Source organism: Candidatus Zixiibacteriota bacterium (assembly GCA_035380245.1).
Classification (GTDB): domain Bacteria; phylum Zixibacteria; class MSB-5A5; order GN15; family FEB-12; genus DAOSXA01.
Genome location: DAOSXA010000002.1, coordinates 91475 through 106921, shown reverse-complemented (window position 1 = coordinate 106921; position 15447 = coordinate 91475). Strand labels below are relative to the sequence as shown.

At 51.2% G+C, this 15447-nt stretch carries 10 protein-coding genes; 3 read left to right on the top strand and 7 right to left on the bottom strand.

Annotation, left to right across the window (positions count from 1 at the left end; all coding sequences use genetic code 11):
* Window positions 1–21: 21 nt before the first annotated feature.
* The 5 genes from PLF13_05590 to PLF13_05570 all read right to left on the bottom strand — a co-directional run bounded on the left by PLF13_05590 (window position 22) and on the right by PLF13_05570 (window position 5348).
* Window positions 22–1536 (bottom strand): aldehyde dehydrogenase EutE, encoded by a 1515-nt coding sequence (locus PLF13_05590; GenBank protein ID HOP06749.1) that lies wholly within the window; start codon window positions 1534–1536, stop codon window positions 22–24.
* Between the two features lie 51 nt (window positions 1537–1587).
* A complete protein-coding gene (gene eutM / locus PLF13_05585; GenBank protein HOP06748.1) occupies window positions 1588–1869 on the bottom strand; it encodes an ethanolamine utilization microcompartment protein EutM in 282 nt (93 codons plus the stop codon).
* A gap of 44 nt (window positions 1870–1913) precedes the next feature.
* A complete protein-coding gene (locus tag PLF13_05580; protein HOP06747.1) occupies window positions 1914–2756 on the bottom strand; it encodes a QueT transporter family protein in 843 nt (280 codons plus the stop codon).
* Between the two features lie 123 nt (window positions 2757–2879).
* Window positions 2880–4265: a thrombospondin type 3 repeat-containing protein gene (locus PLF13_05575; protein HOP06746.1), complete on the bottom strand. Its 1386-nt coding sequence runs from the start codon at window positions 4263–4265 to the stop codon at window positions 2880–2882.
* Window positions 4266–4400: 135 nt separating this feature from the next.
* Complete coding sequence (locus PLF13_05570; GenBank protein ID HOP06745.1) at window positions 4401–5348, bottom strand: YafY family protein; 948 nt, start codon at window positions 5346–5348, stop codon at window positions 4401–4403.
* Between the two features lie 227 nt (window positions 5349–5575).
* Here PLF13_05570 and PLF13_05565 point away from each other — a divergent pair, with 227 nt between their 5' ends.
* From PLF13_05565 to PLF13_05555, 3 genes are all read left to right on the top strand, one after another.
* Complete coding sequence (locus PLF13_05565; protein HOP06744.1) at window positions 5576–7639, top strand: hypothetical protein; 2064 nt, start codon at window positions 5576–5578, stop codon at window positions 7637–7639.
* A gap of 10 nt (window positions 7640–7649) precedes the next feature.
* The gene (locus tag PLF13_05560) at window positions 7650–8954 is read left to right on the top strand and encodes a DUF5723 family protein (protein ID HOP06743.1); all 1305 of its coding nucleotides are present in this window, start codon (window positions 7650–7652) and stop codon (window positions 8952–8954) included.
* A gap of 353 nt (window positions 8955–9307) precedes the next feature.
* A complete protein-coding gene (locus tag PLF13_05555) occupies window positions 9308–11086 on the top strand; it encodes a M6 family metalloprotease domain-containing protein (protein ID HOP06742.1) in 1779 nt (592 codons plus the stop codon).
* 450 nt (window positions 11087–11536) lie between these two features.
* On the opposite strand, the gene PLF13_05550 is transcribed toward PLF13_05555, so the two are convergent.
* Both PLF13_05550 and PLF13_05545 read right to left on the bottom strand, forming a co-directional pair.
* A complete protein-coding gene (locus PLF13_05550) occupies window positions 11537–13558 on the bottom strand; it encodes a hypothetical protein (protein ID HOP06741.1) in 2022 nt (673 codons plus the stop codon).
* A gap of 267 nt (window positions 13559–13825) precedes the next feature.
* Window positions 13826–15442 carry a hypothetical protein gene (locus PLF13_05545; protein ID HOP06740.1) on the bottom strand — a complete coding sequence of 539 codons (1617 nt, stop codon included), beginning with the start codon at window positions 15440–15442 and terminating at the stop codon, window positions 13826–13828.
* Between the last annotated feature and the right edge of the window lie 5 nt (window positions 15443–15447).

Genomic DNA, 15447 nt, shown 5'->3' with positions numbered 1-15447 from the left:
CCCCTTTCATTATCTCGTGCCCTATATTATCCTAAAATAATCCACCAGCGTGCATCTACGCGGGCGGGTGAAGGTACGGGCGCGAGTGAGGCCCTCGCCCGTTGTGCCGGCGATGGATACGGTCGTGAAGCCCTCTCCCCCGAATCCGAGACCGGCAATGTTGGGACCGTTTTTGACGAAGATATTGGCGCGACAGAGCTGCGCCATGTTGGACAGATTGACGATGCTCGTGGAATGCATCACGAAGGTATGCTTGAATTGATGTTCGACGATCACGGCCTTCTCCATCGCTTCCTCGACCGTCTTGCAACGGACAAAAGGAATAACCGGCATCAACTGCTCGGCCATAACGAGAGGATGATCCCAGGGAGCCTCGAAGAAAACCAGCTTAGTGCCCGGGGGCGGGGTAATGTTGACCTGACGAAGAATCTCATCCGGTGACTTGCCCACGAAACGACGATTGATCGTCACATGCCGGTATCCTTGCCCGGCGGGATCATTTTCGATCAGAATCTTGGTCAGTTTATCGATATTGTGTCCCTCCAGCTCATAAGCGCCGTTGGCGATCATTTCACGCTTGAGACGGTGAGCCACCTTATCGACACAGAAGATCTCTTTTTCATCGCTGCACAGAACGTTGTTGTCGAACGATGCGCCGACAACGATATCCTTACCGGCCTTGGGCAAAATGGCGGTTTCATCGATAACGACCGGCGGATTGCCCGGCCCGGCACAGATAGCACGTTTGCCCGATGTCATGGCCGCCTTTACCACGGCGCCGCCGCCGGTAACCATGACGAGGTCGATGTTTTTGTGTGACCAGAGCGCCCGCGCCGACTCGATTGTCGGCGAGGCCATACAGGTCACCAGGTTTTCCGGTCCGCCGGCTTCAACGATGGCATCATGCACCAGCCGAGCCATCTCTCCCGAAACATTCTTGGCGGACGGATGCGGATTGTACACGACACTGTTGCCGGCCGAAATGATGGAGATGGAGTTGTTCAGCACGGTCGAAGGCGGGTTGGTGCTCGGAGTGATCGAGCCTACCACGCCCCAGGGAGCCGGTTCCACCAGAGTCAGGCCGTTGTCTCCGGTGTAAGCCTCGGGACTGATGTCCTCCGGTCCGGGTGTTTTCAGAGCCTGGAGGAGGATTTTGTTCATCTTGTCGGGCATTTTGCCCAACCCGGTTTCCTCAACCGCGGCCCGGCCTAAACGTTCGGCGTTGGCGACGGCATGTCGCCGAATGTTGGCCACGATATCCTTCCGCTTCTCCAGCGAGATATCCAGAAATTTCCTCTGCGCCAGGCGGGCTGCTTCGACGGCATCGTCAAGCGAATCGAACAAACAGAGTCGATCGGAACCAGAGGGTCTTAAACCGCTGTTCTGTGGCGGAGTCCACAGCGAAGTCGGTCCTTCGGCCTGACTCTGGGTAATTGCCGGCGCCGGTATTGTATGTGTTGAGTTACCGTTCTGGAGTTCTTTCAGAACCGCTTTGACAATATCCTCAACGTTTGGATTCGGGGAGGTATCGGGCATAATCAAAGACTAAAACGGGAGCTTTAAGAAAGCTCCCGAAGATGTTTTATTTTATTCGTTTGGCAGTTTAGTCGGGAAGATTTCATGAACGTTGGAATGCGGCCGCGGGATGACGTGGACGCTGATTAGTTCACCGACTTTCTGAGCTGCGGCAGCACCGGCATCGGTAGCGGCTTTACAGGCGGCTACATCACCGCGCACGATAGCTGTTACCAATCCACCGCCGACTTTCTCGTATGCGACAAGGGTAACTTTGGCCGCTTTGACCATGGCATCAGATGCCTCAATCAGAGCTACCAGCCCCTTGGTTTCAATCATTCCTAAAGCTTCCATCGAGACTCCTGTAAGACTCGGGTTATTCTCATTTTGGGCTAAGTCTAACCGGCATCCGGCTGGTTGTCAATCAAAAAAAGACTGCGGCGTCGCAGTAACATCAAGAGCGGCAGGCCAATCAGGTAACAAGCCACCAGTTGCCCTACTCCGACCATCTGAACCGCAAACCAATACGAGGTTCCCATGATCGGAGCCAGATAAATTGAAACCCCAAACGCATTGAGTAATACCGGCGGCAAGGGTGCAATAATCATGTTAAGATTATCCCCGGCTTTGTGAATCCGGGCCAACAACATACCTACCAATGCTGCCGCCAACAACGACAACTCCCCGACAATACCCATCCAGTTATTATCTCCGGCGTACAGAAAATACCCCGAAATTAACACACACAATGCCCCGGCAGTCAGTACGATGTAATTTAAGTTCTCCAGGATACCTCGATGCGACTCACTGAGCATCACCAGGGCTATACCCAGTACCGAGAGACTGATGCCAATGCCAATCGACAGATTGTAGGATAAACCGGTCAGAAGACAAATGCCCCCGGCCCATAAAAGCAAGAACGGGATCACTGAAAGCCAGCGTGAACGACTTCGGCGTGAGAGATGATAGGCGGCTCGTGTCAGTAATGCCGCCACTAGCGTCAATAAAGGCCCCACGACAATATCAAGCCAGCCCATCCCGCCGATTACATTGGCAAGCACACAGCCGATGAAAAGACCCGGTATGGCTGCTCCGGTCAGAAACGGTAAAACCGTCAACGCTTCCGCAATACGTACCTGATACAGCCCGAATGATATCGGTTGAAACACGATACTTAGAATCGCATACAGGGCTGCAATCAGACCGGCTATGGATAATTGCCTGACCGAAAGTGCTTTCACGCTCAGAAAAGTGAATAAACCTCACTCAACGGTCAAGGTAAAACTGTCTGCAAAAGCAGTTACGCTCAATCGTATAAAAGCGGGATCAGAGATCCCGCTTTTCGTAAACCTGTTCCTGTATGATTATTCGGCCTGGATACAGGGAGGTGGTTCCGGACCCTGCTGGAACATGTAACTCACGATAAAAACCAGATCGGCAATGGTAAGGCCATCGTAATGGCCGTCGACATCCGATTCCTCGGTACACGGCGGCGCCGGTCCCTGTTGGAACATATAGGAAACCATGTAAATCAGATCGGCGATATCAGCCGTGCTGCCGCTATGATTGATATCACCGCGATATTCACAGCAGGAGCAGGCATCTCCGACCCCGTCGCCGTCGGTATCTTCCTGACCCGGGTTGTAAATACCGGGGCAATTATCAATACCGCAAGTCGTAGCCGGATAGCCTGGATTCGCAAAACCGTCGCCGTCGGTGTCGACACACTCGTCGCATAGATCACCGGAGCCATCCGAATCGATATCGGACTGATCGGCGTTGGCCGTATCAGGACAGTTGTCGCATAAGTCTCCGTAACCGTCCCCATCGACATCACTCTGATCGGCATTGGCTACATCAGGACAATTGTCACACGGACTGCCTATGAAGTCACGATCAGGATCAGCCTGTGTCGGGTTCGCTATCTCCAGACAATTGTCACATGAATCTCCCACACCGTCTTCGTCGAAATCTTCCTGGTCCGGATTGGCTTTCTGCGAACAATTATCGCATAATCCGCCGACACCATCGAAGTCGATATCATCCTGTGAAGGATTAAAAACTGTGAGGCAATTATCGCAGGAATCGCCAATTCCGTCGGAGTCGATATCCTCCTGGTCCGGATTATAGGTCAGGATGCAATTATCGTAGATATTTATTATGCCGTCGTCGTCGTCGTCTGAAACCGGATCCATGATATCAAAACAATGGGGGCCGTCCCAGGCCGGTGAGACATCGTTACCGGATGAAATGGACCATTTCCAGAAACCACCGGTGCGATAATAGCACGAATCGAGACAGATCGTCTTTCCGTGATAGGAATCGTCGATTGGACCAATACGAATGGTGTGAGTGATATCATCGAAACCAGACGGCATGCCAACCGGATTACTCATGACGGCACCGCCGATGCCGATCGTGTCCGCTTCCTGACCATCACAGCTAAAGAACGAAATCACCCAGGCTAAATCGAATTGCGCTCCCCCAAGTGTTCCGGTCGTGTCGGCGGCAGTGGCATTCCATTGAGCACCATCATTCGAGTATACCCGGAAACCGTTGGTGATTCCCAAATAATTGGATTCACCGGCACTCATGCGGATATAAAAGGTCAAGATGGAATCGACAAAAACGGTATCGACGGCATAGAGACCATCGACATGATCAAGTGATATCGACTGAGTCCGGCCGGTTCCAACGCAGATTACCAGCGTCAGTAATAGCGCTACAGCAATTGGTCGCAATAAGGTCATATTAGTTTACCTATCGGATCGCCCCGGATAATTCTGTATTCTCATTAGGGCCAGGTGAGTATCTGGCACACCGTCTCTGCTCCCTTATGATACCAAAAGTGGCGATTATGTCAAGCGGAGAACGCGTTTCGAGGATTAGTACGTTTTTTTGTAGAACTGACCGATACGGTGTAAGCGGTCGCGCAGTTGCTGCGGCTCGAGAACCTCGACATCAGCTCCGAAGCCAAGAATCCAACGTTGGATCTCATCGATTCCTCGGGTTACGACCGAGTAAATGACACCACCGTCTCCCGTTTCTTCAATCTTCTCATCCGGATGATGTTTGCCGGATCGAACTACCCGAGCGGCGGCTCCTTTCATTCGTATTTTGATTTCAGTCGGTATTCCGGAATAAACCTCCCAGGAGCCATCGAAATAAGTCTCAGCGTCGATCTCGGGTTGTCGCACAAAATGTTCCTCAAGTAATTCGACCGACTCTACTCGGTCCAATCGGAAAGTGCGAAAAGCCTCCCGTTGCCGACAGAACCCGACAAAATAAAAAGCCTTGCCGCGAAAGATAATGAAATAAGGCTCTACTATCCGCTCGGACGGTCCGGTTTGAATAGAACTGTATTTAATGCGAAGGCAGCGGTGTTCGTTGATTGCGGTTTCGATTCGCCCATAACATTTTTCACAACGTTGTTGCTCGACTGAGGACAGAATGGCCAGGTGGGTTGCCGGTGGTGTGAATTTGCTGCGTCGACGCACCGGTTCGGGGATCGAGGCCTCTAGCTTGGCCAGCAATCTTTTTATTACTGCGCGATACTTGCCGGTCGACTTGAGCGGTGAAGCTTCCAGCGTGGTTTTAAGCACAAGGTATTCATCGAAATCGAAATTGAGCGGGGGCAGAAAATTGTCCGAGGCCAGCTTATAACCGTTGTCGTAGTAGATCGGGATATTGGCTTCACTGAGTGCCACCATGTCCCGATAGATCGAGCGCTCGGTTACTCCGCACTCCTGCGCCAGAACTTCCGCATTCAGGTTTCTTCGACTTCGCAAAAGATTCAGAATGTAAAGCAGACGATCGTATTTAGGCATCCCCATACGTTCACCTCGAATAATCAATTATAGCTAATGATCGACTCCCGCGCAATATGGGATTAGCCCCACACTTTACCGAAGTTACAAGGTTCCCCCAAATGACGCACACCCTGTCTGGACGCTATAACCTCTAATCTTACAACCGATTACAGGCACCACCCACCCCGGCACAGCCTTTGCAGTAAGCGAAGCTGAAACGAATGTAGAACCTCGTTATAAAGGGGACGAATATGGGCCGGAGAAGAAAAAGTCGCCTCGATGAACTTGAGCAAAAGGGTTTTCTGGAGGGAATAGTGTTCCGTTGGGGCAGTAAATTATTATTGGGAATGATCATTGTGATCGGGGTGCTGACTCTGGCGCAATGTACGATAAAGAAACCGGAATCACCGACCTGGACAACGCAGTGGACCGTACCGATGGTCAATCGGACCTACCCTATGACCGAGTTGATCGACAAAATCGATCAGGAAGGTCTGGAGATGGATGATTCCGGCAACATTACTTATTCTATTGCGCGTGACCTCGACACGGTTAGGCTCGATGAATCCGTTCTTACCGTACCGGCCGTCAGTTACATCCAAACTGAACGCGTGACTCCCATTGTGGTCACTCCGCCCACCGTGGCACCGATATTGATATCTCTTTCCGCTATTACCGGACTTGCCACCAGCCAGCCTGGTGATATCGCAATTATACCGGAAAAGGGATTTTCGGTTGTCAACGCCCTGCCGGTTTTCGACAACTTCACGCGGTTGACGGTAGCATCGGGACAAGCTATAGTAACCCTTGAAAATAATCTCGGCGTAGACCTTGATAGTGCGATAATTCAGCTCTACGATTCATATTCTCGCAGGGTAATCGCAACTGATACTTTTCCCAACATCGTTATAGCCGGACATACCGACACTTGTATCATCGACCTGGCCGGGTTAACTTTCTCCAATCAGATTCGTGTCGACAGCCGCTGTCATACCGAAGGTGGAACGGTAAGTGAAGCCTCGACACGATACATGGAAACCGGCATGAATTTCACCCCGGGGATGGAAGTCTCAAGCGCCATCACCGAGGTGCCATCTCAGTTATTCGAATATACTCAGGAGTTGTCCATAGACCGCACCGATCGTCTCACCACGGCCAGTCTTACCTCCGGACAATTGACCGTGACCGTTGTTAACGGTACGTCACTTTCGTCCGATTTGACAGTTACGATTCCCGACTTGCAATTATCGGGACAATCGGTCGTACTAACTACCAGTGTCGCTGCCGGTCAGACTGCGGTACTGACGCGTAACCTGAATGGATATGAACTGATTCCCAGCGATATTACGGTACCGCAAATGCTCCCGGTAGAATTGACGGCGCTCATCCCGGGGTCTAACGGACAGCAGGTGGTTGTCACCTCAACTGACTCGATTGCCATCACCGCGGAGTTAAGCGCTTTGTCTTTCAGTGCCGTTACCGGTGTGTTTGAAAGCAGCGCCGCAACTTTCGATGACATCTCAGTCGATCTCGAAGTCCCCACCGGATTCGACTCGTTGGAATTGGTTTCAGCGATACTGACGCTTGAAATCGAAAACGATGTCAACCTGCCGGGAGATTTGAACATTGAGCTGGTTCGAGATGATGGCCGTATCTTAACCATTAGTGGAGATGTAGAACCGGGTACGACCAGTGCTTCCGTTGTTTCTACGTTTATCAACGATGAAATAGCAGCGTTTCTCTCCCCTCTTCCAGAACATCTGACCGCTCGCGGCAGCGCTTCGTTCGGTGATGGCGTCACCGAAGGAACCGTTTTCGATAACGACTGGGTTTTCGGAAGAGTCGCTATCGTGACCCCGATGGAATTGGTGTTGCATGAATCGCTGGTTGAAACGGATGTGGAGTCGGAGGATATCGACCAGGAAGATATCGATCAAATCACCGAGCATGTCGAAATCGCGCATTTCGTTTATCAGGTCGATTCACACCTTCCGATCGGCATGACCGTACAGGTGTTTTTTGGACCGGACTCTGCGAGTCTGTACACTGACCCGCAATTGACCATCGGTCCGATCGAAGTCGGCGCCGCCCCCACCGATGCCAATGGTATCGTTACCGGCGAAGCCGGCACCGGGGTACAGGAGATTCTTTTGACTAACGACGACGTTCAGGTGCTCAAGAACGACCCGCTCTATATCGGGCAGCAGTTGCTGATCCATGATTCCGACGGGCAGGCGGTTAAGATCACCCAGAATGATTACGTAACGATAAACGGTCGAATCGAGATCGAGTATCTCTTCGACGGAGAGTTCTAAGGAGGCCGCCATGTCTAGTAGAGATATTCGAAATATGGAATCAGGCGGTCGTGCGGGACGCTGGATCGGCTTGTGCCTGTTTACCCTGGTCCTGACACTGATGTTAATCGCCACCCTGGCTCCGGGATCGGCCGCATCCGGTCAATCATCCGCTCGCAGTATCGCTCTGGCGGGAGCTTATACCGGTCTTGCTACCGGAGTTGAAGCGGCCCGTTATAACCCGGCCAACCTGGGCTTGGGAGATCGTCGCAACAGTGAGTTACAATTAGTTGGTGTCGGCGTCAACCTGACCAACAACTCCCTCACGCTTGACGATTACAACCGCTACACAGGGGCGGTTTTGAGTCAGGAAGATAAGGATTACCTGCTGGGTAAAATTCCAACCGACGGCCTGCATCTTACCGCCGAGGTTGAAGCTACAGCCATGTCGATATCGTTCGGATCGTTCGTACTGTCGACAACCGGCGTCGGTGCGGCCAACATCAATCTTAACCGAGATGTCATTGATCTGATCCTGAACGGCAACACCATCGGAGAGGATATTTCTCTCGAAGGATCTTATTCCGATGTTATCGGTTATGTAGAAACCGGGCTTTCCTACGGGATGCCGCTCTATAGCACGGCGCATTCGCAACTGGCCGTGGGGGCAACCGCTAAGTATATCCGAGGCCTGGCAGTGGAACGGATCACCGAGCTGGATGGATCGGTTAACACCTGGTCAACCGGCTTTGAAGGATCAGGCAATCTGGTCGCTCAAACCGCTACCGGCGGCAGCGGCTGGGGTGTCGACGTCGGCGCTGCGTTGAAGTTGAGTGATGATTACTCTGTGGGGCTATCCGTACGTAACCTCATCAGCAACATCAACTGGACCAATAATACCGAAGAGCACGGCTATATCTTCTCGTTCGACACGATGACGGTCGATAACATCTCCGATGATTATATCGTGTCAGAAGAATACACCGAAGATATCGATCCGTTCAGCACCAGCCTGCCGCAGGTCATGACAGTCGGACTGGCCAATACAACCGGCAAACTCCTTTGGGCAATAGACTGGGTTCAGGGATTCGAGACTACGGCCGGGTCCTCGGCCAAACCGCGTATTGCGGCCGGCGCCGAGTGGCTTGGGCTGGGTTTCGTACCGCTTCGGGCCGGATTCGGTACCGGTGGAATTCAGGGAACCGGATTCTCCTTCGGTTCCGGACTGAACCTGTCTCCATTCGTAATTGATGCGGCCGTACAAACCGGAGCTACTCTTAGTTCGGGATCGGCCAAAGGTCTTAACGTGGCATTCTCAATTGGACTTGACTTCTAAATCACTATAAAGCTACCGCAGCATCTTTTAAATCCCGGCGTCGTCGATGATGCCGGGATTTTTCATTATTGCATGAAATTCACGATCTCACTCTCACAGAGATTCCCGGCCTTTATTAATACCCCAACCTCACAGCTCCCGGTGTAAAATCGAGGCATGGCGACACCTCGGCAGATTATAGGGCGTCTCCCCCATTGACTGTTTCAGAAATCGCAGAAACAATAGGGCAGCTCCCTTACTACAGCCATTATCCTATTGCACTACAACACAATACGACTCTTACGGGAAGACGGCATCCCCTTTGCGAAATGTTTCATCGGAACAAGTTGGCCCTTGATTCAGAGGAGAAAACGATGAACAAGTTCTGTAACAATCGCAAGAAATTGAGCCTTCTCTCAATGTTGGCGGCAGCCTCGTTAATGATTCTTTCAACCGTTGCGGTAGCTTCTCCGCCTCATCCGGATCTGGTGGAGCAGATTAAATCCGGCCAGAAGGCCGAGCCTTATTTCCTGAAAAACCTTTCGGCTATGCGGACTAAGGGAATCAATTCACCCGAACGTTTTGAACCGTTCGCCGGTACGTTTGCCGCCTCCAAGACTGTCGTAAAATCACCTGAAGATGTCACGACGTTTAAAGTCCTGGCAATTCTCGTTCAGTTTGGCGATAACACCAGCCAGGTTTCAGCGGAGTTTTTTGACAGTCTGATATTCGACGAAGCCGGCTATACCGTCCATGATTACTATTCGACGGTAAGTTTCGGACAGATCGACTTGGTTACGGTTAATCTCCCATCGGTAGCCGGTTGGCAAACCGCTCCTCAGCCTTACGCCTACTACGTCGACGGTCAGAACGGCACCGGCAGTTATCCCAACAATACCCAGAAACTGGTAGAGGATATGGTTGATGCCGTCAACGCCAGCGTCGATTTTTCGGAATACGACAACGACAACAACGGCACGGTTGATGTCCTTATCGTTATCCATTCCGGAACAGGCGCCGAGTATTCCGGCAGTGACGACGATATCTGGTCACACAAATGGGCAATAATACCTAAATACGTGGACGGTGTCTGGGTTTCGGATTTCACTATTCAGCCGGAGTACTGGACCAGCCCCGGTGACATGACCATTGGTGTCTATGCTCATGAACTCGGTCATGGTTTCGGTCTCCCGGATCTCTATGACACCGACTATAGCTCCAAAGGAGTTGGTAAGTGGTGCATAATGAGCTACGGATCATGGCTGGGACCGCTCTCTCGCGGCGGACGTCCGGCTCAGTTCTGTGCCTGGGCGAAAAAAGAACTTGGGATCGTTACCCCGACCAACATAACCGCCAACGTGGAACAGCAGCCGATCGGCAATGCAACCGATAACGCCGAAGCCTATCGTCTGTGGAACACGGGCTCCGAATCGGATGAATACTTCCTCATAGAAAACCGTCAGAAAACCGGCTATGATACGTATCTGCCGGGTAGCGGCCTTTTGATCTGGCATATCGATGACGCCAAGGCGAACAATACCAAAGAATGGTATCCCGGACTCAGCACTTCTGATCATTCAATGGTCGCTTTAGAACAGGCTGACGGCCTCTATGAACTCGAATACAACAGTGATAACGGCGATGCGGGCGATCCTTTCCCCGGCACATACAACCAGTCGAATTTTAACAGCCTCAGCAATCCGTCTTCCGATGCTTACGATGGAACCGGTTCACTGGTCGGTGTTGAAGATATCAGTCTCTCGGCCTCGACCATGCATGCCGACCTTATCGTCGGCCTCTCAGCCGGGACTGAAGATAATGAAGACGACAACCAGGATGAAGGTGATAACACCAATCCCGGCAGTATGCTGCCTCAGGGAGTGAATCTGTCACAGAATTACCCGAATCCGTTCAATCCCGAGACACATATCGCCTTTACCATCGGTGAAGCGGGTGAAGTTACCATTGACGTCTTCAATGTCGCCGGACAGCGCATCAAGGTTCTTCTCAACACCAATATCACCGCCGGTGAACACGAGGTTATCTGGGACGGTACGGATGAACAAGGCAGCAACGTAGCCTCGGGCATCTACTTCTACCGCATCCTGGGCGCGGGCTCACAAGATGTGAAAAAGATGGTACTCTTAAGATAGTACGAATCGCGAGTTATTATTCTTCTCTGTCTTCGGCCAACAGGACCGGCCCCGGTGAATCAGTCGCCGGGGCTGTTCTGTTTATTCTACCCGTTGACCATCGACCGTCGCATGAACGGTCTCTTCTTGTCGTCCCTCTCGCTGGGACTTTTTGTAACGAGTATGACAAGTCTTGCAGCGTTTTGGATCTTCCGTGTACCCCCGTTCCGCAAAATACTGCTGCGCCGCACTCGTAAACACGAATTCTTCCCCACATTCCGAGCATATGAGGATCTTTGGCTTAAAACCGTCGGTCATTAATCCCCCTCTCTGCCGCATAGTCCAACTTCCTTGTTGAACGCGGCAAACGGTCTATGCACCGAATGATCTATATAACTCGATAGCAGTCAACAAAAAAAAGACAAAAAGAACCAGTCTAGTGGCATGACAAAAAATAAGCGAGTGATCAGACTAATAGGGATTGCACGGCGAAGGATCACCGTCCTGGAACATGTATTCAACCATGGATACCAAATCAGTGATGTCGTTCCCACCGGAGCAGTTAAAATCAGAAGCCTCCAGCGGGGTAGGCTCGGGACCGCCTCCGAACATATATCCAACCAGGGACACCAAATCGGAGATATCGATGTTTCCATCCAGATTCATATCACCTCTCTGGACGATAGTATGAAACAGAACGGTCTGAGTATCGGCTACATTCGGAGCCGACCATGATTGAGCAATAAAATGAACGTAGCAGGTATCTCCTACCGTTGTCCCGGAAGGCGCCGTAACGTTGACCATGAAGGTTGTATCGCAAAGAGGTGCGATCTGCTTGTTGACCGTATGGCTGGTTCCCCAATCCTTGGCGTCATCCGTCGATATCGTGAAGTTGTCAACAAGTTCCGATGCGTTCATCACAATAAACGGAATAGCTCTCGTCTTTCCGGCATAAAGGACGGAATCGTAAGGATCAATCGACGTGCTTACCGCATAAGGATCGTAAACAGATGCCTGATAGCTGAAAGGCGTACCGGGTGAACCCTCATCAAGATTCACTCCGATCAGGGCAACGGAATAATAACTCTCGAAATGTTGTATCTCACCGGTCGCTACATAAGAAACCGGATCTAAATCGAGTCGTTCGCAAATGTGGGTGTTCGAGGAGGTCGACTTGATCAACCAGGCGGCCCAATGGCGAGAATCGGATCCGTTGAAAGTGAATCGGAAAGTTTTCGGTGCCGCCGGGGGGACGAATTCCACATAAGTCGCGCCATAACCTTCGGGATATCCCGGTGAATTCTGCAACGCCACAGGATAAGTCGTATGGACCTCTCCGACCGATACCAATGGATAATCGGCAGCTTCATCGTAGCTCTGCCCGTTTGACCGAACATTGGTTATGTAATTCCACATTGCGAATTCGGCAAAGGCCGAATCCTGGGTCCAGCCGGTCCGTCCCTGAATACTGTCTCCAAGAGTCTCAAATACACCGGCAGTATAAACAGAACCTTCCCAGGCTGCCCGCATCAAACTGGTATCGAATTTCTGAGCAACGAACAGACCATAGACAAACGTGGAATAGCGATGGTCTGAAGCATTCAGCAGAGATATCTCAGGATCGTCAAAAAGCATATTGAGATAGTTGTAATTATCATTTGTGGAATCGAAAACCAAATCCTCGATATAGGTCGCATCGAGGTCCATGAACCACATCGGTTCCGAGCCATCGTAACTGAATTGAACGGCGTGATGAAACTCATGGGCAATGGTGACTTTCATGGCGCCCCATTGGTCGCCTTCGGGATCGTCGTTCGGTTCAAAACCCAGGAAATTCGAGTTCAGGGTTATATAACTGAGATTGTCGTCCCATGCTGCCGGCCCGCCCCCTTCCGGAGTGGTGAAGCCATAGTAGCTGGTCTCAAGGAAATAAATATCATATTTGCTGTCACCGCCCTGAACTCCATCAGGCGGGGGATCCAAGTAATTCCAGGCACGATGAAAAGCAAGCGCCGTATCGGCATACGCAGCGCACTTCTCGATAAAATCCGGTATCCCGGAGGAATCATTGTCGTCGGCAGGCACCGGATTAGCACTGTCATAAGCAGTATCGTAGTGTATCTTAAAAAAACCGCTCGGAGAATCGTAAGTGTAGGTAGTGACAGCTCGTCCAAGCGCATCCTGAAGGAGCATCTGTGTCGAGGGTGAAAGTAGATCCCATTCGTCTCTTATCTCTTTGAGTACCGAAGTGGCATCATGAGTTGCTCGATTGGGAACCGATTGCGCCATAGTATTAAGATGATATCGATCGGGAACAAGCTCCGGCTGCCTGATCGCGTGTACTTCAAGAATCGCTTTCTGATCGAGCGATATTTTACCGGCAGCATAGTCAGCCTCGATTGCCTGCATATCTACCGGCGTTTTGACCGCAGAGGCCAAAGCTACGCAAGACGACAACAATAAGAGAATAAACAGGAGCTTAGGTTTATACATCTTTTTACTCGTCAATCCGAGCGATTACACACTATTGACAACCATTTCATCGACCGATTGTGCCCGACTCTGAATGGTTGTCGTTATAATGGACCAATTGTCGTTGTATAAGTTCCCAATAAGACAGGTACGTTGTTGACCGCATATGCAGACATCACACCCGATACATGCGGATTACGTCAGCCCCCACGCGGCTGAACAATTACTTTTCAGGTCTGCAATCGAATCCCTAAAAAGAACTCGCCCTCAACCACAATGTATTGCACTTCAATAAGTTGTCAAGGGCAAACTGGCCCCGAAAGACTCGAAATACTGCCCCGAACCGACTGATATCTGCCAGCCGGTTGCTTCCGAATAAGATAAGTCCAGACGTCCCAACGCACTCCGTGAAGATTTTTCACCCGAGACACGAATTCCGATGCCAATCGCGGCGTAAGCCTCGTCGAGTCCCAATTCCTCACCGTATTCCCATGTCTGGCCGTAATCAACAAACAGTGTCGCTCCAAACTGTACCGAGAGAATCTCCAGACCGGGTAGAAAACGCGCCTCCAGGTTGGCAATCAGTCTTCGGTCACCGGTCATAAAATACTTGTCGTAACCTCGAAGCCCGGTTGTGCCTCCCATCACGAGTCGATTGACCCCGCCGATCGGTTGATCTTCCATAAACCTGGCGTTAAAGGCCATGGTTGTCATAGGTAATGACCAGTTGTACAACCATAAACGGAGTGCATAGAGACGTCTTACGAGTTGACCGGAGCGATCGTGCCAGGCGGATGTCTCACCGTCGGCAGCAAATAAGGTCTGCCCCCGGTAGCCGGTCCATCCCAAACCGACGCCCATTTGTCGAAAAGCTGTGCTGTCGTGTGAAAAGGCGTAGGAGGCGCTAATCTGAAGAATTGGGCCAATCCGGAAATCTTCGGCTGCTCCAAAGCAATCAATACGGCGAAGAGTCACATAATCATGGACCAGCACACCTACGACCAAACCAATACGATGAAACATAGAATCTGTGGGGAAGTTAGCCAAAGCCTCGGTGGAGTCTTCGGGACTGTTGCTGTAGAAACGTCGATCTCGGGTCGTCTCACACACATAATCGTACAGAACATCAAACTCTAACTTCTTATCATAACGGCCGGTTCGTCCACCTGCGACAATCGACAACCTGTCGGCATCATCGTCATTCGAGGCAATAAGACGATCATCGGAATATATCTCTCTCAGATCGGTGGTCCCCCCTCCGCTTATCCCCCATTTCCAACTCTGCATAAGATCGTAGTAAGGTCTCGAAAGACCGAGCAAGTATCGTTTCGCTTCCGGATTACCGGAATAGGTCCCCTTGATCTGCAGCTTATGTCCCTGAAACCGTCTTCCGACGAAGGATACCGCGATATAGTCGTTTTTACCGTCTTCGATATAGTAATCGGCCCCGAGACCAACCGCCTGTCCGAGAAGATTGCGTTCCGTTAATCCAAATTTGAATTTGTCCAGATTCCCGTCTCGATTGTAACGAATCCCACCGGATATGGACCATTCATCCACCGTTACGAACCGCACCAGCAGTTTGTCTTCAGCCAGCTTTTCTATTTCAACCCAGGCATCGTATAAGGCCAGACGGGCACGCATGTTACGGGCGGACTCTTCGGCTATATCGACGGAAAACGGCTCTCCGACATGAAGGAGGATTTCCCTCCTGACTACTGCTTGCCTCGTAACGATATGCAAATGATTGGCAGTACGAAACACGATGTTGTTGTAAGCCGGGTTCTGTACATCATAAATGTTCCGATTGTCGATCTCAATGGAATCGATCACGATGCCTTCAAACGGTTCAAGCTCCTGCTGTTGTTGACTCGAAGCCGTTGCGATCATCGGTATGACAGACATCAACG